The sequence below is a fragment of the Bradyrhizobium sp. CCGB20 genome (genome assembly GCF_024199855.1).
Taxonomy (GTDB): Bacteria; Pseudomonadota; Alphaproteobacteria; order Rhizobiales; family Xanthobacteraceae; genus Bradyrhizobium.
Genome location: NZ_JANADN010000001.1, coordinates 9167082 through 9188362, shown reverse-complemented (window position 1 = coordinate 9188362; position 21281 = coordinate 9167082). Strand labels below are relative to the sequence as shown.

At 64.3% G+C, this 21281-nt stretch carries 18 protein-coding genes; 8 read left to right on the top strand and 10 right to left on the bottom strand.

Annotated features, from left to right (window positions below; all coding sequences use genetic code 11):
- Positions 1-13: 13 nt before the first annotated feature.
- Both NLM15_RS43240 and NLM15_RS43235 read right to left on the bottom strand, forming a co-directional pair.
- Positions 14-1750 (bottom strand): bifunctional diguanylate cyclase/phosphodiesterase, encoded by a 1737-nt coding sequence (locus NLM15_RS43240; protein WP_254124073.1) that lies wholly within the window; start codon positions 1748-1750, stop codon positions 14-16.
- A gap of 206 nt (positions 1751-1956) precedes the next feature.
- Positions 1957-2922, bottom strand: a complete 966-nt coding sequence (locus NLM15_RS43235) for a sensor histidine kinase (protein ID WP_254124072.1) — start codon at positions 2920-2922, stop codon at positions 1957-1959.
- 179 nt (positions 2923-3101) lie between these two features.
- On the opposite strand from NLM15_RS43235, the gene NLM15_RS43230 reads away from it, so the two are divergent.
- Positions 3102-3941, top strand: coding sequence for an SDR family NAD(P)-dependent oxidoreductase (locus tag NLM15_RS43230; RefSeq protein ID WP_254124071.1), 840 nt, complete (start codon positions 3102-3104; stop codon positions 3939-3941).
- 125 nt (positions 3942-4066) lie between these two features.
- Here NLM15_RS43230 and NLM15_RS43225 read toward each other — a convergent pair whose 3' ends face one another.
- The 3 genes from NLM15_RS43225 to sthA all read right to left on the bottom strand — a co-directional run bounded on the left by NLM15_RS43225 (position 4067) and on the right by sthA (position 8617).
- Complete coding sequence (locus tag NLM15_RS43225; RefSeq protein WP_254124070.1) at positions 4067-5443, bottom strand: cytochrome P450; 1377 nt, start codon at positions 5441-5443, stop codon at positions 4067-4069.
- 139 nt (positions 5444-5582) lie between these two features.
- Positions 5583-6818: an LLM class flavin-dependent oxidoreductase gene (locus tag NLM15_RS43220; RefSeq protein WP_254124069.1), complete on the bottom strand. Its 1236-nt coding sequence runs from the start codon at positions 6816-6818 to the stop codon at positions 5583-5585.
- Positions 6819-7225: 407 nt separating this feature from the next.
- Entirely contained in the window at positions 7226-8617 is a 1392-nt protein-coding gene (sthA, locus tag NLM15_RS43215; RefSeq protein ID WP_254124740.1) for a Si-specific NAD(P)(+) transhydrogenase, read from the bottom strand.
- A gap of 145 nt (positions 8618-8762) precedes the next feature.
- Between sthA and NLM15_RS43210 the strand changes: the two genes are divergently transcribed.
- The gene (locus NLM15_RS43210; protein WP_254124068.1) at positions 8763-10175 is read left to right on the top strand and encodes an MFS transporter; all 1413 of its coding nucleotides are present in this window, start codon (positions 8763-8765) and stop codon (positions 10173-10175) included.
- A gap of 149 nt (positions 10176-10324) precedes the next feature.
- The gene (locus NLM15_RS43205) at positions 10325-11503 is read left to right on the top strand and encodes a PHB depolymerase family esterase (RefSeq protein ID WP_254124067.1); all 1179 of its coding nucleotides are present in this window, start codon (positions 10325-10327) and stop codon (positions 11501-11503) included.
- Positions 11504-11540: 37 nt separating this feature from the next.
- On the opposite strand, the gene NLM15_RS43200 is transcribed toward NLM15_RS43205, so the two are convergent.
- Complete coding sequence (locus NLM15_RS43200) at positions 11541-11843, bottom strand: hypothetical protein (RefSeq protein WP_254124066.1); 303 nt, start codon at positions 11841-11843, stop codon at positions 11541-11543.
- A 131-nt stretch (positions 11844-11974) separates the two neighbouring features.
- Here NLM15_RS43200 and NLM15_RS43195 point away from each other — a divergent pair, with 131 nt between their 5' ends.
- A complete protein-coding gene (locus NLM15_RS43195) occupies positions 11975-12343 on the top strand; it encodes a helix-turn-helix domain-containing protein (protein WP_254124065.1) in 369 nt (122 codons plus the stop codon).
- Between the two features lie 4 nt (positions 12344-12347).
- Here NLM15_RS43195 and NLM15_RS43190 read toward each other — a convergent pair whose 3' ends face one another.
- Positions 12348-13040 carry an MBL fold metallo-hydrolase gene (locus NLM15_RS43190; RefSeq protein ID WP_254124064.1) on the bottom strand — a complete coding sequence of 231 codons (693 nt, stop codon included), beginning with the start codon at positions 13038-13040 and terminating at the stop codon, positions 12348-12350.
- A gap of 171 nt (positions 13041-13211) precedes the next feature.
- On the opposite strand from NLM15_RS43190, the gene NLM15_RS43185 reads away from it, so the two are divergent.
- On the top strand, positions 13212-14816 hold the full coding sequence (locus NLM15_RS43185) for an alpha-amylase family glycosyl hydrolase (RefSeq protein WP_254124063.1): 1605 nt from the start codon (positions 13212-13214) through the stop codon (positions 14814-14816).
- Between the two features lie 58 nt (positions 14817-14874).
- Here NLM15_RS43185 and NLM15_RS43180 read toward each other — a convergent pair whose 3' ends face one another.
- Positions 14875-16575, bottom strand: a complete 1701-nt coding sequence (locus tag NLM15_RS43180) for an alpha-amylase family protein (RefSeq protein WP_254124062.1) — start codon at positions 16573-16575, stop codon at positions 14875-14877.
- A 250-nt stretch (positions 16576-16825) separates the two neighbouring features.
- Between NLM15_RS43180 and NLM15_RS43175 the strand changes: the two genes are divergently transcribed.
- On the top strand, positions 16826-17317 hold the full coding sequence (locus tag NLM15_RS43175) for an MmcB family DNA repair protein (RefSeq protein ID WP_254124738.1): 492 nt from the start codon (positions 16826-16828) through the stop codon (positions 17315-17317).
- Positions 17318-17415: 98 nt separating this feature from the next.
- Here NLM15_RS43175 and NLM15_RS43170 read toward each other — a convergent pair whose 3' ends face one another.
- Together NLM15_RS43170 and NLM15_RS43165 are read right to left on the bottom strand one after the other, a co-directional pair.
- On the bottom strand, positions 17416-17970 hold the full coding sequence (locus tag NLM15_RS43170; protein ID WP_074122131.1) for an ActR/PrrA/RegA family redox response regulator transcription factor: 555 nt from the start codon (positions 17968-17970) through the stop codon (positions 17416-17418).
- Between the two features lie 102 nt (positions 17971-18072).
- A complete protein-coding gene (locus NLM15_RS43165) occupies positions 18073-19395 on the bottom strand; it encodes an ActS/PrrB/RegB family redox-sensitive histidine kinase (protein WP_254124736.1) in 1323 nt (440 codons plus the stop codon).
- A 107-nt stretch (positions 19396-19502) separates the two neighbouring features.
- On the opposite strand from NLM15_RS43165, the gene NLM15_RS43160 reads away from it, so the two are divergent.
- Together NLM15_RS43160 and NLM15_RS43155 are read left to right on the top strand one after the other, a co-directional pair.
- A complete protein-coding gene (locus tag NLM15_RS43160) occupies positions 19503-20306 on the top strand; it encodes an ABC transporter ATP-binding protein (RefSeq protein WP_254124060.1) in 804 nt (267 codons plus the stop codon).
- Between the two features lie 109 nt (positions 20307-20415).
- A complete protein-coding gene (locus NLM15_RS43155) occupies positions 20416-21234 on the top strand; it encodes an ABC transporter permease (RefSeq protein ID WP_254124059.1) in 819 nt (272 codons plus the stop codon).
- The last annotated feature ends 47 nt before the right edge of the window (positions 21235-21281 follow it).

Genomic DNA, 21281 nt, shown 5'->3' with positions numbered 1-21281 from the left:
CGACGCGGCGAGGTTAACGCCGATACCCGCTCGCGCGCGAATAGCCCTGGCGGTTCTGCTGCATCGGGCGGTTGGACACGCCGGGGCGGGATTCGCTGGAGGCGGGGGTTGCGAGCTTGAGCTCCTCCAGGAAGATCGGCCGGGCGAAATAATAGCCCTGCGCGTAGCGGATCTTGGTCGCGGCCTGGAGATAGGCCAGTTCCTCGTAGGATTCGAGGCCTTCGGCGATCACGGTCATGCCGAGCGCTTCGCTCAGGGATTCGATCGCGCGCAGGATGCCCTGGCTGCGCGGGCGCTTATGGATGTCGGTGATGAACGAGCGGTCGATCTTGATCTCATCGGCGGTGATGTCGGCGAGCGCCGAAAGCGAGGAATAGCCGGTGCCGAAATCGTCGATCGAGATGCCGACGCCGAGCTTGCGGAACATTGGCAGGATCTCGGCCTGGAAATCATTCTTGGCGACGAAGGCGTCTTCCGTCACCTCGATCATGAAGCGCTGGGGAAAGCCGGTGTCGTCCAGCGCCTGCGCAAAGCTGCGCATGAATTCGGGATTGCCGGCCTGCTTGGCCGCGACGTTGATGCTGATGGTCGCTTCCGCGCCGAAGGTGTCGTTGATCAGGTCGATCGACTTGACGATCTCGGCCAGCACGAGATGGGTCAGCTCGTCGATCAGCCCGAGCTCGCTGGCGAGGTTGATGAACGAGCCGGGTGCCTGGATCACGCCCTCGTCGTCGCGCAGCCGTACCAGTGCCTCGATGCCCTTGACGGCCTGGGTTCGGATGTCGACCTTGGACTGGAACGCGCAGCAGAAGCGCTTTTCGAGGATGGCGAGCCGCAGCGACTGCTCGATCTTCATCCGCGCCAGCGCCTCGCGCTCCATGCTGGAATCGAAGAAGGCCGCCGATCCCTTGCCGGCGTTCTTGATGCGGTACATCGCGATGTCGGCGTTCTGGCGCAGCATCTCGAAGCTGCGACCGTGGTCGGGATAGAGGCTGACGCCGACGGAGGTGGACGCGAACAGCTCCGAATTGTCGATGAAGAACGGCGCGGTCAGCCGCTCGAGCGTCGATTGCATGAATTCGGCGACTTCCTCCTGGCTCTGGATCGGCGAGAGCAGCAGCAAAAATTCGTCGCCGGAGATGCGCGACAGCATGTCGGAATCGCGCAAGTCTCGCCCAAGCCGCTTCGACAGCTCGACCAGCAGCGCATCGCCGACGGCGTGGCCGTAATAGTCGTTGATGTGCTTGAAATTGTCGACGTCGAGAAAGGCCAGCGCGAAGCGTTCGCCGGCGCCGCCCTGCGCGAGCAGGCTGTTGGCGCGGTGCTCGATCACGCGCCGCGAGGGCAGGCCGGTCAGCTCGTCGAAATAGGCCGAGCGGAACAGCTGGTCCTCGAAGTTCTTCTGCTCGGTGATGTCGGAGGAAGCCGAGATCAGCAGCTCGCGTCCGGCGAGGCTGACAGGGCGATGGGTGGTCAGCAGCACCTGGCGTGCGGCCCCGTCGTGGAGCGCTTCCTCGGTGGTGACAGGCTGTCCGGCTCTCAGCGCTCGCTCGCAAGCTTCGCGGCGCTGCGCGAGATCGGGTGACGGACGGCTGCCGTCCATGCCGAGCTGGGCGGCCGCGACATCGTTAACCAGGAGAAGCTTGCCTTGCGCGTCCTGCACGGTCAGGCCGGCAGGCAGCATTCTAACGATTTCCTTGAGAAATCCGAGTTCGGCATCGCTCGCGCCGTTATATGTGTTGTCGTTCATAGAAGTCATGAATCTTGTTGTTCAGCGCGCCTTTGCAATGGGCGCGATCTTGCGTGGTTCCCTCTTAGGTTTGGTTAAGGGGTCCGGAGAAATACGGGGGTGTTTTGCGGCGATGCGACGCGTGCGACCCATCGTCATTAACAGAGCGTCAACGGCACCTGCGAAACTCCAAGCGAAGCGCACGTTCGCTTTCGCTTGTTTCGAGTCTAGCCGTTCTCCGGGATGCGGCATTGCATGATGCAATGCAGGCCGGTCTTGAGATACGAGACCTCAGACTTGCCGTCGAAAGCTGACAGTGCCGACTTCAGCAGCTTTGTGCCGAAGCCCGGCTCCGAGACCTTATCGATGCTCGGGCCCTCGGTTTCATCCCAGGTCACGGTCAGGCGGTCGCCGCTGACGGTCCATGACACCTGCAACAAGCCGCGCGGCGCGGAGAAGGCACCATATTTGCCCGCGTTGGTGGCGAGCTCGTGAAACATCAGGGATAGCGTGACCGCGAGCTTCGGCGGCAGGAACAGCTGGTCGCCGTTGAGCGTGAAGCGGACATGGCCGTAAGGTCCGAGCTCCGCGATCAGGAGATCGCGGATGTCGCAGCCCCCCTTGTCGATCCGCGAGATCAGATCGTCGGTCGCGGCCAGCGACCGTAGCCGCGGATCGATCCGGGCCCAGACCTGCGGCTGGTCGTGCAGCACCTGGTGCAGCACCGCGTGCGCCGTCGACAGCTTGTTCTTCAGCCGGTGCTGGAGCTCGTCGACCAGCAGCTTGCGATACTCTTCTTCCTCGATCAGGCGCCTGGAGATCCGGCGCTGCTCCACCAGCATCGTGCGATAATGCTCGACGCCCCAGATGGTGAGTGCGGAGACGCCCCAATAAAGGGTCAGCAAGGTGAACCTGGAGCGATCGGCAAAAGCGTCGCCGAAATTGACGACGACGCCGAGCACGCCGCCGACCAGCGCCGTGATGATGCCGATGCGCAAGCCGCCGAATGCGGCGGCAAAGAACACGGCCGGGAAATACGGGGTGAAGTAGACGTCGGGCCGCACATGCGCGAGACCCCAGCGCGCCAGCGTCGCAACCAGCAGGCAGGCGACCGCGAAGGCGAGGCTGAGAACGAGCGATGGTGGTGCCTCGCCCTGCCAGCCCTTGCGGAATTCGTCGATCAGCTTCTCCATGCCCGGCCCGGTTGCGCTATGCGTTCGAAAATCGAGAGAGGAACGAGAATGTTACGCATGTCGCATGCACAAGCAAAGCTTGCCTTGTCACGGGCCGGCGGGAATAGTGAGCGTCGCGGCGCCGTCATCGACCGGTGTCCGCCATTTGGCATCAAATCATTCGAAAACAGGGACATTCCATGGGCAGGCTGGACAGCAAGGTTGCGGTGATTACAGGCGCGACGAGCGGGATCGGCCTGCGTACCGCGGAAGTCTTCGTTGCCGAAGGTGCCAAAATTGTGATCGCGGGGCGGCGCGTCCCTGAGGGCGAGGCGCTGGCCAAGCAGCTCGGGGCCAATTGCATCTTCCTGCAGACCGATGTGACAGTGGAAGCGCAGATGCAGGCGCTGATTGCGCTCGCGGTGGAAAAATTCGGCCGGATCGACTGCCTGTTCAACAATGCCGGCGGCCCGGCGCAGACCGGCGGCATCGAAGGCCTCGAGGTCGAGCGGTTCGACGCGGCCATGGCGACGCTGGTCCGAAGCGTCATGCTCGGCATGAAGCACGCCGCGCCCGCCATGAAGAAGCAGGGTTCTGGCAGCATCATCAACAATGGCAGCATCGCTGGCCGCCTCGCCGGTTTCTCCTCCTCGATCGTCTATGGCGCGGCCAAGGCGGCGGTGATCCATCTCACCAAATGCGTGGCGATGGAGCTCGGCGAGTCCAATGTCCGCGTCAACTCGATCTCGCCCGGCGCGATCGCGACCGGCATCTTCGGCAAGGCCCTCGGGCTTTCGACCGATGCGGCGGAGAAGACGCCGGCGATGATGCGCGAGGTCTACAAGACCGCGCAGCCGATCCCGCGTGCGGGCCTCCCCGATGACATCGCCCAGGCCGCGGTGTTCCTGGCCAGCGACGAATCCAGCTTCATCAACGGCCACGACCTCGTCATCGACGGCGCCATGACCGGCGGCCGCAACTGGAGTCAGCAGCAGCAAGGCCTGGCGGCCTTGCGCAACGCGTTCGATCAGGGGGCGTAGGACCACAACGACGGAGCCGTAGGGTGGGTTAGCCGAAGGCGTAACCCACCTCTTCGGTTTCCGCAGTGACATAAGCGGTGGGTTACGCTCCGCTAACCCACCCTACGAGACCACGGGAGCGGCGGCTAAACCGCCTTCACCCTGACCTTCAACCCATCCCGCGGCTTCGGGATCGGCCACATCTGCCAGTCCGGCTTGTAGCCTGGCTCCAGCGACACCTCGATGTTCTGCAGGAAGTGCCGCGCGAAGCATTTTGCCTGCATGTAGGCGAAGTGCAGGCCGAGGCACATATGCGCGCCGCCGCCGAACGGCACCCAGGCGAAGCGATGCCGGTTGCGCTGGGCTTCCTCGGTGAAGCGCAAGGGATCGAAGCGATCCGGCTCCGGCCAGATGTCCTTCATGTGATGCGTGTAGAGCGGATTGACGCCGACCGCGGTGCCGGCGGGAATCGTGAAGCCCTTGAAGGTGAAGTCGCGCATCGCGCGGCGCGGCATCGAGGGCACCGGCGGCTTGATCCGCAACGCTTCCTTGAACGCCATTTCCGACAGCGGCATCTTTTCGAGATCGTCGAAGCTGCTGGGCGCCCCCGGAGCGAGGCCGAGCGCGAGAACCTCCGCGCGCAGCCTGTCCTGCCAGTCCGGATTCGCGGCGAGCTCGCCGACGAAGGACGTCAGCGACGAGGTCAGCGTGTCGTGCGCCGCCATCATCAAGAAGCTCATGTGGTCGATGATGTCCTGCTCGGAGAGCAGCGCGCCGTCCTCATGGGTGGCGCGGCAGAGCTGCGAGAACAGATCGTCGCCGCCGTGATTGCCGCGCCGCAACGGGATTTGCTCGCGGAAATAGGCGACGATGCGCTTGCGCCCCTTCACGCCGGCGGCCATCTGGGTGCCCGGCAGGGGCCGGCGGATCGGGGCGACGGCGGCCGCGACCATGTCGACGAAGGCGCGGTTGATCTCGTCGACCTCCGGCCCGATATCGGCGCCGAGGAAGGACGCTGCGGCAAGGTCGAGCGTGAGCTGCTTCATCGCCGGATAGAGCTGCATCTCGCCGGGCTTTGCCTTCCACTGCGCGACGCGCGCGGCGATGCCGCGGTCGAGATCGCTGAGATAGGACTTCATCGGCCCGGACTTGAACGCGACCGACAGCGCCTTGCGATGCAGCCGGTGCTCGTCGAAATCGAGCAACATCAATCCGCGCGGAAACAGCAGGCCGAGCACCTTGTTCCAACCGTGCGTCGACGAGAACAGCTTTTGCTGGTCGAACATCACGAGTTCGTTGGCCTCGGGGCCGAGCAGCACGACGTTGGTCTCGCCGAAAACATGGGTGCGGTAGACCGGGCCGTACTTGGCGCCGTTCGCCTCGATATGTCCCTTGGGGTCGGCCAGCACCTGAAAGGTCTTGCCGATGATCGGCCAGCCCTCGTCACCCGGGATGTGCGTCAGCTCGTTGCGCCTGGGCGCGGTGAACTGAAGCGCAGGGGCGGCCACATTCTGCATCGACATGACGATTGCTCCGGTTGGCTGACCGAACAGCGCGCGATCGAGGCATTAATACCGCCTGCGCCACGCTGACGGGATCAACATAGCACAGGCTGGTATCACTTGCTGATGATAGTGGTTACGGGCGTAGTCACGCAGAAGCCTACCGCTTCGCCGCCTCCTTCTGCAAATCCGGGGCGTTGACGGCGGGAATGGCAACGCGGCCGGCGCCGGTCACCTTCAGCGCCTCTGCAGCCTTCTCGTTCTCCATGATCTTCGCCATCACGGCCTGCCCGGCGCGTTCGAAGATCGCGCGGTTCTCGATCACGAACTTTTGCGACTTGCGCAGCCCGTCGATATAGCCGTTGATCTCCGGCACGACGTAGCGGGCCACCAGGTCCCAGCTCCGGCGCGTATTCTCGGGGTTGGCCCAATCGTGCACGAAGCCGATGACGGCGCCGACGCCGCCCGACACCTGCATCACGTTCTTGATCATCTTGACGAGGTCGTCGGGCGTGCCGATGACGGAGGCGGCGCCCTCGACGAAAGCGGTCTTGTCCACGGCCTCATCGGGCGAGGAGAAGGCGGTCAGGCCCGGCCGCTGCAGCGTGCCGACATTATATTCGTTGTGCCAGCGCATCAGGCCGGCGCCGGCCTCGCGGCGGGCCTGCTCGCGGGTCTCGGCGAGGTGCCAGGTCAGCAGCACGCGCCAGTTCGCCCGATCCACTTTGGTGCCGTGCTTCTTGGCGGCATCCTCGGCGAACTGCCATTGCTGTTGCAGCGACATCAGCCCCTGCGTCGTCATCGAGCCCAGCGAGATGATGCCGATGCCGTATTTGCCGGCGAGCGTCATGCCCGAGGGCGAGATCTGCGAGGCCACCACGAACGGCATCTCCTCCTGCAACGGCAGGAGCTGGAGCGCGGCGTCGTTCATCGTGAACCAGTCGCTCTTCGCGGTGACGCGCTCGCCGTTGAAGAGGCGGCGGATCACGCCGATGGCCTCGTCCTGGCGGTCGCGCTGTGTCATCGGATCGATGCCGAGCGTGTGCGCGTCGGAGGCGAGCGCGCCGGGGCCGGAGCCGAAGATGGCGCGGCCGCCGGTCATGTGATCGAGCTGCACCATGCGCTGGGCGACGTTGAAGGGATGGTGGTAGGGCAGCGACACCACGCCGGTGCCGAGCTTGATCCGCTTGGTGCGCTCGCCGGCCGCGGCCAGAAACATCTCGGGCGAAGCGATCATCTCCCAGCCGGAGGAATGATGCTCGCCACACCAGAACTCGTCATAGCCGAGCGCGTCGAGCTGCTCGACCAGGTCGAGATCGCGCCGGAACTGGAGCATCGGATGCTCCCCGATCGGGTGATGCGGGGCAAGGAAGGCTCCGAACTTCAGGCGCGCCATGGCGTTCTCTCCGGCTTCGATTTTCTGTTTGTTGAAGTGATGAGGCTACGTGGTGGCGCAAGCGAACGCAATCGCGCGATGTCCCGCACGGCGGAATGCAGGCATGCGTTGAGGCGAGATGCTTCTTCCCCTCTCCCCGCTTGCGGGGAGAGGGTAGGGTGAGGGGGAGCTTCCGCGGGGGCGGTGGTAGTTGGATTTTCGAGATGCCCCACGCCGTCATTGCGAGCGCAGCGAAGCAATCCAGGGTCTTTCCGCGGAGGGATTCTGGATTGCTTCGCTGCGCTCGCAATGACGTGTCGAGAGCGCGTCGTCGTAAGGCACGGACGATTCGCGGAGCGTCCCCTTCACCCGGAATTCAAACGCAGTTTGAATTCCGACCTCTCCCCGCACGCGGGGAGAGGTAAGGGCTACCGCGTCATCCTGTTCCACGCATCCAGCCCGGCGATCTTGTACGCTTCCGCCAGCGTCGGATAGTTGAACGTGTTCTGGATGAAATAGTCGATGGTGCCTTTGAGGTTCAGAACGGCCTGGCCGATATGGATCAGCTCGGTGGCACCTTCGCCGAGGATGTGCACGCCGAGCAGGCGGCGCGTCTTGGTCGAGAAGATCATCTTCATCATGCCGCTGTTCAGCCCCATGATGTGGCCGCGCGAGGTCTCGCGGAAGCGCGCAATGCCGACCTCGTAGGGAATGCCGCGCGTGCGCACCTCTTCTTCGGTCAGGCCTGCCGTCGAGATCTCCGGCACCGAATAGATGCCGTAGGGAAAGAATTCCGGCGGCGCCAGCGGCTCCATGCCGAGGGCGTGGCACGCGGCGACGCGGCCCTGCTCCATCGACGTGGAGGCGAGACTCGGAAAGCCGATCACGTCACCGGCCGCATAGATGTGCGGCACGCTGGTTTGCAACGTCACGGGATCGACCGAGATGCGGCCGCGATGGTCGACAACGATGCCGGCAGCTTCGAGATTGAGCTTGTCGGTGGCGCCGACACGGCCGGCCGCGAACAGCAGCATGTCCGTGGTGACGTACCGCCCGTCGGACAGGTTCGTGACGATGCTGCCTTGCGCATTCTTCTCGATCGACGTGACCTTCGAGCCGAGCCGCAGCGCGACGTTGCGGTCGCGCAGCTCGTGCATGAACTCGTCGATCAATTCCTTGTCGATGAAGTCGAGAAAGGTCGGCCGGGGCTCGATCAGGGTCACGGGCACGTCGAGCGCGCTGAAGATGGTGGCATATTCCACGCCGATCACGCCGGCGCCAATCACGGCCAGGCTGCGCGGCAGCTTCTGCAACTCGATGATCTCGTCGCTGTCGAGCACGGTGGCGCCGTCGAACGGCACATCATCGGGCCGGAACGGGCGGGTGCCGCAGGCGATCAGGATGAAAGCAGCGGACACCGTCCTGGTCTCGCCGATCGCGCTGGTGATCTCGACCTCGTGCGGCGAGACCAGCCGCGCCTCGCCGTTGGCGGTGCGGACGAGGTTACGGCTGAACTGATGCTCGAGCACCTCGACCTCGTGGTCGAGCGTCTTCTGAAGGCGGATCATCAGGTCGCTCGCCGCGATGTCCTGCTTCACCTTGTAGGAGCGGCCGTAGAAGCCGCGCTCGCGCCAGCCGGAGAGATTGAGCACGGTCTCGCGCAGCGTCTTCGAGGGGATCGTGCCGGTATGGACGGAGACACCGCCGACCCGCCGGCCCTTCTCCACCACCAGCACGGCCTTGCCGAGCTTGGCACATTGCACCGCGGCCCGGCGCCCCGACGGGCCCGAGCCGATCACCACCATGTCGTAGTCGTACATCGAGACTTCCGAGCCCGCAAAACCAGCGGCAACCGACATGCAGCAATCGGGCCAATGCGGCAAGTCCTACCTCGGAGGTAATCGCGCGGATGACGCCGATCTGCGAGCTTTGCGCGCAAATAAATCCCTGAAGGTTCGCGCGCCGATGCATCAAACCGTCACAAAACAAGTCGATTCGACCCGCCGCTGGTGGGTGCTGGCGATCGTCGTCGCCGCACAGTTCATGTTCGGTGTCGATGCCTTCATCGTGAACGTCGCCATCCCCACCATCGCGGTCGATCTGCATGCGACGCCGGCGCAGATCGAATCCGTGATCGCGATCTATCTGATCGCCTACGCCACGCTGGTCGTCACCGGAGGGCGGCTCGGCGACATCCACGGCACGAAGAGCGTGTTTCTCGCCGGCGTGCTCGGCTTCACCGTGACCTCGCTGTGGTGCGGCCTCGCGCAATCAGGTGCGGAGCTGATCGTCGCGCGGCTCGCGCAGGGCGCCACGGCCGCGCTGATGGTGCCGCAGGTGCTGGCGACGCTGCATCTGCTCTTCACGGATGAAACGCGCAGCCGCGCCTTCGCCATTTACGGCATCGTGCTCGGGCTTGCGGGCGCCGCAGGCTTCCTGCTTGGCGGTCTGCTGGTCACGATCGACCTTGCCCACACCGGCTGGCGCTCGGTGTTTTTTGTCAACGTGCCCGGCGGTCTCCTCATCGCGGCTGCCGCCTGGCGCATCATGCCGTCGGTGCCGCGTCGGGCCGGCACGCGGCTCGACATTCAGGGCAGCGCCGTCCTGTTCGCGGGGCTGCTGTGTCTGATCGGACCGCTGCTGTTCGGTCACGATGTCGGCTGGGCGCCGTGGCTGTGGGCGGTGATGGCGCTCGGCGGCGCGATCCTCGCGGCGTTCCTGAAGCTGGAACATACGGTCGCGCGCGCCGGCGGCATGCCGCTGATCGATCTCTCGTTGCTGGCGGACTCAGCCTTTCTGCGCGGCCTCGGTGCTGCCTTCTTTTTCTTCGTCGCCAATCTCTCATTCTATCTCGTCATGACGTTGTTCATGCAGCGTGGCCTGAAGATCCCGCCGCTCGCAGCCGGCATGGCCTGCATTCCACTTGCAATCGCCTTCGTCACGGCTTCGCGCCACAGCGGCGCGCGCGCACGGCATCGCGGCACAAAAGTGTTGATCGAAGGCTGCGCGCTTCAGATCGCGGGCCTCGCGGCGCTCGCGGCTCTTGCATTCTATGTCGATGCGCCGACGCCGATCGCGCTCGCACTCACCATGGCCATCTTCGGCTACGGCCAGGGGCTGGTGATGGCGCCGCTGTCAGGCGCGGTGCTCTCGACGGTGAAACCTGTCGCGGCAGGCTCGGCCTCCGGCATGTATGGCACCGTTGCGCAGATCGGAAATGCGGCCGGAGTGGCCGCAATCGGCGCGGTGTTCTTCGCGGTCGAAGCGCTGCAATCAGCGCGCGCAGCTTTCCTCGTTTCGCTCGCGCTGTTTGCGGCGTTAATCATGATCTGCGCCGCATTCCTGACGTGGATGCGCCGCGCATCTGCACGAAGTTGAGGCAGTGCGGTTAATGCGTGCGGATTCTTGCGGATTCCTGCGGATTTTCGAGTGATTTCGCGTGATTGACAGCACACGGCCTTTTTATTTTGCAGCGCAGCAACTATTTGGTTTGGGTGAACGTTGAACGTCGCCTGCCAGGAGTTGCCGTGTTGCTTGCAAAAAATGTCGCTCTCTTGAGACATCTGCCGAAGGTGGATGGTCTGCGCCTTGCCGAGCTCGGCCGGAGCGCGGATGTGTCCAGCCCGCTGGAAGAAGTCACGGGCTTCGGCGACAATCCCGGAAATTTGCGCATGTTCGCGTTCGTGCCGGCGCAACTCCAGAAGCCACGCGCGCTCGTCGTCGTGCTGCATGGCTGCGGCCAGACCGCAGCTGCCTACGATCTCGGCGCGGGCTGGTCGACGCTGGCGCAGCATTATGGCTTCGCGCTGGTGATGCCCGAGCAGCAGCGCATCAACAACGGCAACACCTGCTTCAACTGGTTCAATCCGGAAGACACTGCGCGCGACAGCGGCGAGGCGCGTTCGATTCGCGAGATGGTCGCGCATATGGTGCAGGCGCATCGCATCGATTCCAGGCGCGTCTTCATCACCGGTCTCTCCGCCGGCGGCGGCATGACATCGGTGATGCTCGCGACCTATCCCGAAGTCTTCGCGGCCGGCGCGGTGATCGCCGGATTGCCCTATGGCATCGCGTCGAATTTGCGCGAGGCGCTGGACGGCATGTTTCATTCGCCGGCGCGGCCCGAGCGCGAGCTCGGCGATTTCGTGCGGCGCGCCTCGAACCATCGCGGGCCGTGGCCGAAGGTTTCGGTGTGGCACGGCAGCGCCGACCGCACGGTCAACCCGGGCAATGCCAATGAGATCGTCAAGCAGTGGCTCGATGTGCACGATCTGCCGGCCGCGCCGATGGCGGAGACCATCGTCGATGGCTATCCGCGCCAGGCCTGGTGGAACAAGGACGGCGAAACGCTGGTCGAGTCCTACGCCATCACCGACATGGCGCATGGCACCCCGCTCGGCCTCGCCGACAATGATCAGCGCTACGGCATCGAAGGCGCATTCCTGATCGAGGCCGGCATTTCCTCGTCCTACCACATCGCAAAGTTCTTCGGCCTCACCGGCTGGATTGCGGACGCGGCCGGAAAGAAGGTCGAGGCCAGGCCTGCAACGTCGAAGCCGGGGCTCCCGCCCGCGCCGCATCTCGCCCGCTCGATCCGCGCCGCAGTCGCCGAAGAGCCGGCCGAGCCGAAGCGCGCGGAGGCTCGCGGCTTCGATCTCGGCCAGATCATCACGCGCGCGCTGACGGCGGCGGGTTTGATGAAGTAACGCTTACGCTTGTCCGGGACGACGGCGGAGCTTGCGGCTACGCCGTCGCTGCGATCATCTCGATCGGCGTCACCGTCACCTCGCCGCCGGCGACCTTCCGCGTCATCTCCTGATAGGCCTTGAAGAAATCGCGCGATTGCAGCGTCTTTTGCGCGGCATCATCCGTAACGCTGGCGAGGTGGAAATAGCTGCCGTCGTCGCGGTTCTTCAGGACACGGTAGCCGATCCGCCCCTTCAGCTCCGGATCGCCGTCGATCGCCTTGACGAAGCGGCCGATCTCCTGGTGCCAGGCCTCCGACGTGCCGTTCCTGAATTCGTATCTGATCATGAAGTGCTTCATGTGACGCTCCCTGTTCGTCGTGTGCGTCATCATCTGCGGCTTGCAGGCGATCCTGCAAGTATGGACAAAATTGATAGTATGGACTTTTTCGACGTCGCTCCTATTGTTATCTCGCGCATGGAGGAGACGACATGGCAAAGGCGATCCCGGCGCGCAGCTGTCCGGTTGCGGCCTTTCAGAAGATGATCAGCGGCAAGTACAAGCTCCGCATCGTCTGGGACCTCAAGGACGGCCCGCGCCGCTATGGCGAGATCCGCAGCGGGCTGCTGCGCGGCACAGAGGGCAGCGCCGAAATCACCCCGCGCGTGCTCAGCCGCGAATTGAAGGCGCTGACGCAGAGCGGCCTGATCGATCGCAAGGATTTCGGCGAGGTGCCGCCCAAGGTCGAGTATCGCCTGACCCGCAAGGGCAAGAGCTTTGTGCCGGTCGTCGCCGCGATCCGCGAGTGGGGCGAGCGCAATCTCGGCGACGTGACGACGCTGGCGGACGCCGCCGAATAGGGCCTCACACCTCGCCGGTGATGAACGGATTGGTCATCCGCTCCTGGCCGATGCTCGAGCCGGCGCCGTGGCCGCAGATGAAGCCGACATCGTCGCCGAGCGGCAGCAGCTTGGTCTTGATCGAGTTGATCAGCGTGGCGTGACTGCCGCCGGGCAAATCGGTGCGGCCGACCGAGCCGGCGAACAAGACGTCGCCGACATGGGCAAAGCGCAGTTCCTTGTTGAAGAACACCACGCTGCCCGGCGAGTGGCCCGGGCAGTGGAAAATGTCGAACTGCAAGCCGCCGATCGACACGCTGTCGCCCTCGTCGAGCCAGCGGTCCGGCTCGAAATTGCGCCCGCCGGTCATGCCGAAGCGCGCGCCGCTCTCGACCACGTTGTCGAGCAGGAATTTGTCGGCGACATGCGGGCCCTCGATCGGCACCTTCAGCGCATCGCGCAGATCGGCGGCGCCGCCGACATGGTCGATATGGCCGTGGGTCAGCCAGATCTTCTCAACGGTGACGCCGGTCTGCTTGATCGCGTCCAGGATCTTCGGCACGTCGCCGCCGGGATCGATCACCACGGCCTTCTTGCTGGGCTCGTCCCAGATGATGGTGCAGTTCTGCTCGAACAGCGTCACGGGGACGATGATCGCGCCGGCCTTGGCTTGCGAGGAGTCCTGCGCGGATTGTTGGGTGTCATTTTGCTCGGTCATGGGCCTCACAATGCCGATTTTTGCCATGCCGCCAAGCAAAAGATTCGTGCCGCGCCCCGGAACAGCCGCACCGGCCGTCACACGGCCGTCCCATTTCGCCTGCTGGTTTGAACCGCAGCGTTCCTTCCGCGTTCTCTCGCGCGAGACGCAGATTTTGGGTGGGTTTCCGGCATGGCTCAGGGCGGCGACAATTGGTGGCGCGACGGCATCTTCTATCAGATCTACCCGCGCTCCTTTCAGGACACGGACGGTGACGGCGTCGGCGATCTCGCCGGCATCTTGCGGCGGTTGCCTTACGTGAAATCGCTTGGCGTCGACGCGATCTGGCTGTCGCCGATCTTCCCCTCGCCGATGGCCGATTTCGGCTACGACATCTCCGACTATACCGGCATCGAGCCGCTGTTCGGCACGATGGAGGATTTCGATGCGCTGCTCGCCGCCGTGCACGAGAACGGCCTGAAGTTGATCCTCGATCTGGTGCCCAACCACACCTCGGACCAGCATCCCTGGTTCGTCGAGAGCCGCGCCTCGCGCGACAATCCCAAACGCGACTGGTACGTCTGGCGCGATCCGGCGCCGGACGGCGGCGTGCCGAACAACTGGCTGTCGGAGTTCGGCGGCAGCGCGTGGCAATTCGACGAGACAACCGGTCAATATTACTATCACGCCTTCCTCGCCCAGCAGCCGGACCTCAACTGGCGCAATCCGGATGTCCGTGCCGCGATCTACGACGTGATGCGGTTCTGGCTGGAGAAGGGCGTCGACGGTTTTCGTGTCGACGTGATCTGGCACCTGATTAAGGACGCCGAATTCCGCGACAATCCGCCAAACCCGCATTACGTCGAGGGCCGGCCGCCGAACGAGAAGATCCTGACGCAATACTCCACCGACCAGCCGGAGGTGCACGACGTCATCGCCGAGATGCGGCGCGTCACCGATGCGTATGCGGCGCGCGTGCTGATCGGCGAGATCTATCTGCCGCTGCACCGGTTGATGGCCTATTACGGCAACGATCTCACTGGCGCGCAGATGCCGTTCAATTTTGCGCTGCTCTCGACGTTCTGGAGCGCGCGCTCGATCGAGAAGATCGTGGAGGATTACGAGAAAGCGCTGCCCAGGGGCGCCTGGCCGAACTGGGTGCTCGGCAATCACGATCGTCCGCGCGTCGCCAGCCGTGTCGGACCCGAGCAGGCCCGCGTCGCCGCCATGCTGCTGCTGACGTTGCGCGGGACGCCGACGCTCTATTACGGCGACGAGATCGGCATGCATCAGCTCGCGATCGCGCCCGAGGACGTGCGCGATCCCTTCGAGAAGAACGTGCCCGGCATCGGTGTCGGCCGCGACGGCTGCCGCACGCCGATGCAGTGGGATTCCTCGCAGACCAGCGGCTTCTCCGGCGTAAGGCCATGGCTCCCGCTGCCGGAGGACCATATCCACGACAACGTCGCCAATCTCGAGGCCGATACGCGCTCGATCCTCAACCTGTACAAGCGGCTGATTGCCTTGCGGAAGGCGTCTCCGCCGCTGGTCGCAGGCGACTATCATCCGGTCGCCGCGCAGGGCGATCTCCTGATCTATCGCCGCGAGGCCGAGGGCAAGGCGGTGATCGTCGTGCTCAATCTCGGCCCAGAGCCGATCGCCGTCACCACCAGCGCGATCCGTTTCAACAGCGAGATATTGCTGTCGACGTTTCTGGATCGCGAGGGCGAGCGGCTGGATGGCGTGCTCGATTTGCGCGGCAATGAGGGGGTCTTGGTGGCGCCGCCTCATATCTAGCCGTCGTTCCGGACAAGCGCAGCGCGCGCGGGAATGACGGTGATGCGCGGGCATATACCTACCCGGGATGCTGCTTGCCCCGCACCGTATTCTCGTCGATGTCGCTGCGCTTCAGCAGATAATCCAGCCCGCCGACGCGGTACCAGCGATAGCCATAGGGTTCCAGCACGACGCGATGCTGGCCGCGCTTGTCGGCGTGGCTGTGATCCTCCGCGAGCAGATTGATCAGGTGCGCACCGGCATCGCCAGGCAGCCCCGCCGAGAACGCGATCTCGCGTGGCATCTCATCCAGATTGTGCACGAACAGCACGGAATTGTTGCGCCAGTCGTAACGCATGATGAACACGGCGGGGTCGCGTGTCGGAATGATCGCGAAATCGCCCCAGCCGATCTCCGGCACTTCCTTGCGCATGCGCACGATGCGCTCGGTCCAGTTCAGCATCGAGTTGGGATCGCGTCGCTGTTTTGCGACGTTGACATGCGGGTAGCCGTAAGGGCCCTTGTCGATGACCGGGCAGGCCGGCTTGTCGCTCCTGGTGAAGCCGCCATGCGGCTCGGTCGACCATTGCATCGGCGTGCGCGCGCAGTTGCGCTCGGGCAGCGCGAGATCGTCGCCCATCGCGATCTCGTCGCCGTAGCGGATCACGGGCGTGCCCGGCAGCGTGCACATCAGGCTGTAGGCGAGCTCGAGCCGCCTGCGGTCGCCGCCCAGCATCGGCGCGAAGCGTCGGCGGATGCCGCGGTCGTAGAGCTGCATGTCCTTGTCGGGGCCAAATTTCTTGAACACGATGTCGCGCTGCACCTTGGTCAGGCGGCCGAGATCGAGCTCGTCGTGATTGCGCAGGAACAGGCCCCATTGCGCCGTGGCTGGCCGCGGCCTGGTCGCCTTCAGCGCCTTCGCCAGCGGACGCGAGTCGCCGGATGCCAGCGCATAGAACAGATGCTGGTTGACGTGGAAGTTGAACATCATGTGCATGCGGTCGGCATCGCGGCCGAAATATTCCATGTCGGTTTCCGGCAGCACGTTGGCTTCCGCAAGGATGATGGCATCGCCCTGGCGCCATTGCAGGAATTCGCGGAACGCGCGCAGCATGTCGTATTGCTCGACCGGCTTCTTCACCTTGGCGCCCTTGGTGGCGATCACGAACGGCACGGCGTCCATGCGGAAGCCGGAGACGCCGAGCTGGATCCAGAAGCCCATGATCTTGAGGATCTCGGCCTGCACGTGCGGGTTCGAGGTGTTGAGGTCGGGCTGGAAATCGTAGAAGCGATGGAAGTAATACGCGCCGGCTTCCTTGTCGCGCGACCATGTCGATTTCTGCACGCCGGGAAACACCATGCCCTTGTTGGCGCCGGCCGGCTTCTTGTCCGACCACACATACCAGTCGCGATAGGGCGAGTCCTTGTCGCGCCGCGCTTCCTTGAACCAGTGATGCTGGTCCGAGGTGTGGTTGACGACGAGGTCGATGATGATGCGGATGCCGCGCTGCTTGCAGCCATGGGCGAACTCGACGAAATCGCCGAGCGTGCCGTAGCGGGAATCGACGCTGTAATAGTCGGCGATGTCGTAGCCGTCGTCGCGGCCCGGCGAAGTCTGGAACGGCATCAGCCAGATCGTGGTGATGCCGAGGCCGTGCAGATAGTCGAGCCGCCGCAGAAGGCCCTTGAAGTCGCCGACGCCGTCGCCGTTGGAATCCATATAGGAGCCGACGGACAGGCAGTAGATCACGCCGTTCTTGTACCAGAGATCGTCGATCATGCGTGATAAGTGCGTGGAGGAGGGGAGGTTCCCGCCTCACACTCACTGTCGTCCCGGACAAGCGGAGCGCAGATCCGGGACCCATAACCACAGGGAGATGTTTGGCGAAGACTCGAAGTGACCAGCTTTCGCGATAACCTCTCCCTGTGGTTATGGGTCCCCGCTCCCCGTGCGCAATTGCGCACTAGGGCGGGGACGACAGCGGAGAATGGACGTGTCCGCCCCCACCGGAATCGGCTATCCTCCCGCCATGGACAGCACCGCCCGCAATATCGCCCTCGTTCCACCGCCCGACCGCCGCCAATCCGAGACGGCGCTGGCGATCGCGCGCGGCACGGCGCGGCTGCTGCGTTCGCTCGGCTTTACCTGCATCAGCGAATTGCCGCTGCCGTCGGGCCGGCGCGCCGATCTGGTGGCGCTGAACGAGCGCGGCGAGATCTGGATCGTCGAGATCAAATCGTCGGTCGAGGATCTGCGCGCCGACCAGAAATGGCACGAATACCGTGCCCATTGCGACCGGCTGTTCTTCGCCTTCACGCAGGACCTGCCGTGCGAGATCTTTCCGGAAGGCACCGGCCTGATCATCGCGGATGCCTATGGCGCGCATCTGCACTGCGAGGCGCCCGAGCACAAGATCGCCGCCGCCACGCGCAAGCAGATGACGGTGCGTTTCGCGATGGCGGCAGCCTTGCGGATCAACCGTCTGGTCGACCCGCAGGGCCACGCGGATTTCTGGGAATGAAGTCGTAGGGTGGATTAGCGTAGCGTCATCCACCAACTGCTGTCGCAGCGAGAAAAGGTGGATTACGCCTTCGGCTAATCCACCCTACAAGATTCGCGTTACCTCGGCGCGCGCTTCGCCAGAATGCGCTGCAAGGTGCGCCGGTGCATGTTGAGCCTGCGCGCGGTCTCCGAGACGTTGCGGTTGCACATCTCGTAGATGCGCTGGATGTGCTCCCAGCGGACGCGGTCGGCGGACATCGGGTTGGTCGGCAGCTCGGATTTCTCCGCGCTGGTCGACAGCAGCGCGGCGACGACATCATCGGCATCCGCGGGCTTCGAGAGATAATCGATCGCACCCATCTTCACGGCGGTGACGGCGGTGGCGATGTTGCCATAGCCGGTCAGCACGATTGCGCGGGCTTCGGGGCGCTTCTTCTTCAGTGCGGAGACAACGTCGAGGCCATTGCCGTCGCCGAGGCGAAGGTCGACCACGGCGAAGGCGGGCGCGGCCTTGCCGATCTGGGCGAGGCCGTCCGAGACGGTGTCACATGACGTCACCGCAAATCCGCGGGTCTCCATCGCGCGCGACAGCCGCTCCAGAAACGGCTTGTCGTCCTCCACGATGAGAAGCGAGCGGTCGGTCTGTTCGTTCAGTTCGGCGATGGCGTTCAAGGTTTTGTCCTCTCTCCTGCACATCCACATATGGCGTCGCAGCCGGGCGGTGCCAAGGCCGCAAATAGTCGATCGGCCCCGCCGTGCGACGCAAGGTCGCGCCTATCCTATTGTTTCTTCGAGCGTCTCGATAGCCTCAAAACGCTCTCTCGGCCAATTGATGTGGACCACCGCGCCGTGTTCAGGAAAGGTCCGATTGGTAAACGAGACCTTGGCGCCGGTGCGTTCCAGCAAGGTGCGCGCGATGAACACGCCGAGTCCCAGCCCACGCCGCTCGCCGCCGCTGTCATCCAGATTGCGCCGCCGCGACAGATAGGGCTCGCCGATCCGGTTAAGGATATCAGGCGGAATGCCCGGGCCGTCGTCGGAAATCACGATCTCGATCGTGTCCTTGTTCCACCACGCATTCACCTCGACGGTGGTGTGGGCGAAATCGACCGCGTTCTCGACGATGTTGCCGACGCCGTAGAGGATCGCCGGGTTGCGCGAGCCGACCGGCTCGGCCACGACGGCGACCGCGATCCGCACCTTGATGTCGACGCCGAAATCGCGGTGCGGCGCCACCACCTCCTCGATCAGCTCCGACAGCTTCATGCGGTCGAACGGCGCGCCTTCGGAGGAAAGCTGGGTGATCTTGCTCAATATGTCGCGGCAGCGCTGGGTCTGCTCGCGCAGGGTCTTCAGGTCGGCGGCGAAGATCGGCTCCTTCACCGTCTTTTCCAGCTCGCGCGAGATCAGGAAGATGGTCGCGAGCGGCGTGCCGAGCTCGTGCGCGGCGGCGGCAGCCAGGCCGTCCAGCTGGGTCAGATGCTGCTCGCGCGTCAGCACCAGCTCGGTCGCGGCCAGCGCGTCGGCGAGCTTGCGCGCCTCCTCCGTCACCTGGAAAGAGTAGAGGCTGGTGACGCCGATCGCGAGCACGATCGAGAGCCAGACGCCGACGAGATAGATCGGCGGCAGCACCAGCGGATCGTCGGAATCCCAGGGCAGTGGCAGATGGAAGAAGAACAGGACCGAAGCGCAGGCCACCGCGAGCAGGCCGAGACCGAAGGTGAAGCGGGCCGGCAGCGCGGTGGCCGAGATCAGCACGGGCGCGAGGAACAGGTACGAGAACGGGTTTTGCAGTCCGCCGGTGAAGAACAACAGCCCCGCCAGCTCCACGATGTTCAGCGCGAGCAGTCCGGCCGCCTGCATCGGCTCCAGCCGCTGCATCGGATTGGACGCGGTCTGGAGCGCCAGATTGAGCGCGGCCGACAGGGCGATGATGCTGACGCAGGGGACGATCTCGACATTGAACTCCAGCCCCTGCGCCACGATGAAGATCGCGGCAAGCTGCCCGAGCACCGCGAGCCAGCGCAGCCGCAGGATCGTGTCCAGGCGGATATGCCGCTGCGCGTGGCGAAAGTCGGAAGCGGCGATTTCGGTCATGTCGGTCAATGTGGCGGTGCCTTCTCGATCACAAACGCTGGGCTCGTGGAACCGCCCGAGATACAAGCCTTGCGCTCTCCGCTGCAATAGCAGAAGAACGGCCCAGCATGACCGAGAATGACAAGGCTTCAAGTCGGCCGACTGTCGCGGATCGCGCCTCCTCCGCGGCGATTGCGGTCGATCACCTCGTCAAGGTCTACAAGCAGATCCGCGCCGTCGACGATATCTCCTTTTCGCTGCCGCGCGGTAGCATCACCGGGCTTCTGGGCGGCAACGGCGCCGGCAAGACCACGACCATCGCGATGATCATGGGCCTGGTGCTGCCGACCTCCGGCCGCGTTCGGGTGCTCGGGCATCGGATGCCCGAGGAGAGCGCCGCGGTGCTGGGGCGGATGAATTTCGAGAGCCCCTATGTCGACATGCCGATGCGGCTCACGGTGCGGCAGAACCTCACCGTGTTCGGCAAGCTCTATGCGGTGAAGAACCTCTCCGATCGCATCGCCAGATTGGCCGACGAGCTTGATCTCACGGATTTCATCGACCGCGCCAACGGCAAGCTCTCCGCCGGGCAGAAGACCCGGGTCGCGCTCGCGAAAGCGCTGATCAACCAGCCCGAGCTGCTCCTGCTGGACGAGCCCACCGCCTCGCTCGACCCTGACACCGCCGACTGGGTGCGAGCGCATATGGAGCGCTATCGCAAGGAGAACAACGCCACCATCCTCCTGGCCTCGCACAACATGCTCGAGGTCGAGCGTCTGTGCGACCGCGTCATCATCATGAAGCGCGGCCGCATCGAGGACGACGACACGCCGGAGGCAATCATGGCCCGCTACAACCGCACGACACTGGAGGAGGTGTTCCTGGACGTCGCCCGCGGCCGGGCGAACGGTGCGAAGGAGGCGGTGAGATGAGCGGCCCCCTCAGTCTCTGCCGTAGCCCGGGTGAGCGCAGCGATACCCGGGGACGCTGCAAGCAAAGTCCCGGATGTCGCTGCGCTCATCCGGGCTACGCGGTGCCCCGATGACCGACATCTCCCTCCATCGCGGCATCTCCGCCCACCGCATCGGCGCGATGATCCTGCGCTATTGGTACCTGTTGATGTCATCCTGGCCGCGGCTGCTCGAGCTGCTTTACTGGCCCGCGCTCCAGGTCGTCACCTGGGGCTTTCTCCAGCTCTACATCGCCGAGAACGCCAACTTCTTCGCGCGCGCCGGCGGCACGCTGATCGGCGCCGTCATCCTCTGGGACATCCTGTTCCGCGGCCAGCTCGGCTTCTCCATCTCGTTTCTGGAGGAGATGTGGGCGCGCAACATCGGCAATCTCATGATGAGCCCCTTGAAGCCGATCGAGTTTCTGCTGTCGCTGATGATCATGAGCATGATCCGGCTCGCGATCGGCGTCATCCCGATGACGCTGCTCGCGCTGTTCCTGTTTCACTTCAACGTCTATGCCCTCGGCCTGCCGCTGATCGCGTTCTTCTGCAATCTGATCTTCACGAGCTGGGCGGTCGGCATCTTCGTCTCGGGGCTGGTGCTGCGAAACGGCCTTGGCGCCGAAAGCATCGTCTGGACCTTGATGTTCGCGGTCATGCCGCTTGCCTGCGTCTACTATCCCGTCAGCGTGCTGCCGGGATGGCTGCAATACGTGGCCTGGTCGCTGCCGCCGACCTATGTGTTCGAGGGAATGCGGGCGCTTTTGATCGAGCACACCGTCAGGACCGATCTGATGCTGAGCGCGTTGGCCATCAATGCGGTGTTGCTGGTTGCATCTTTCGGGGCATTCCTTGCCCTTTTGCGGAGCGCCAAGAAGCACGGCTCGCTGCTCTCGAGCGGCGAATAATCACATTTTCTCGTGGATTCAGGCGGGTTTGGCCGTTCAGAGCACGT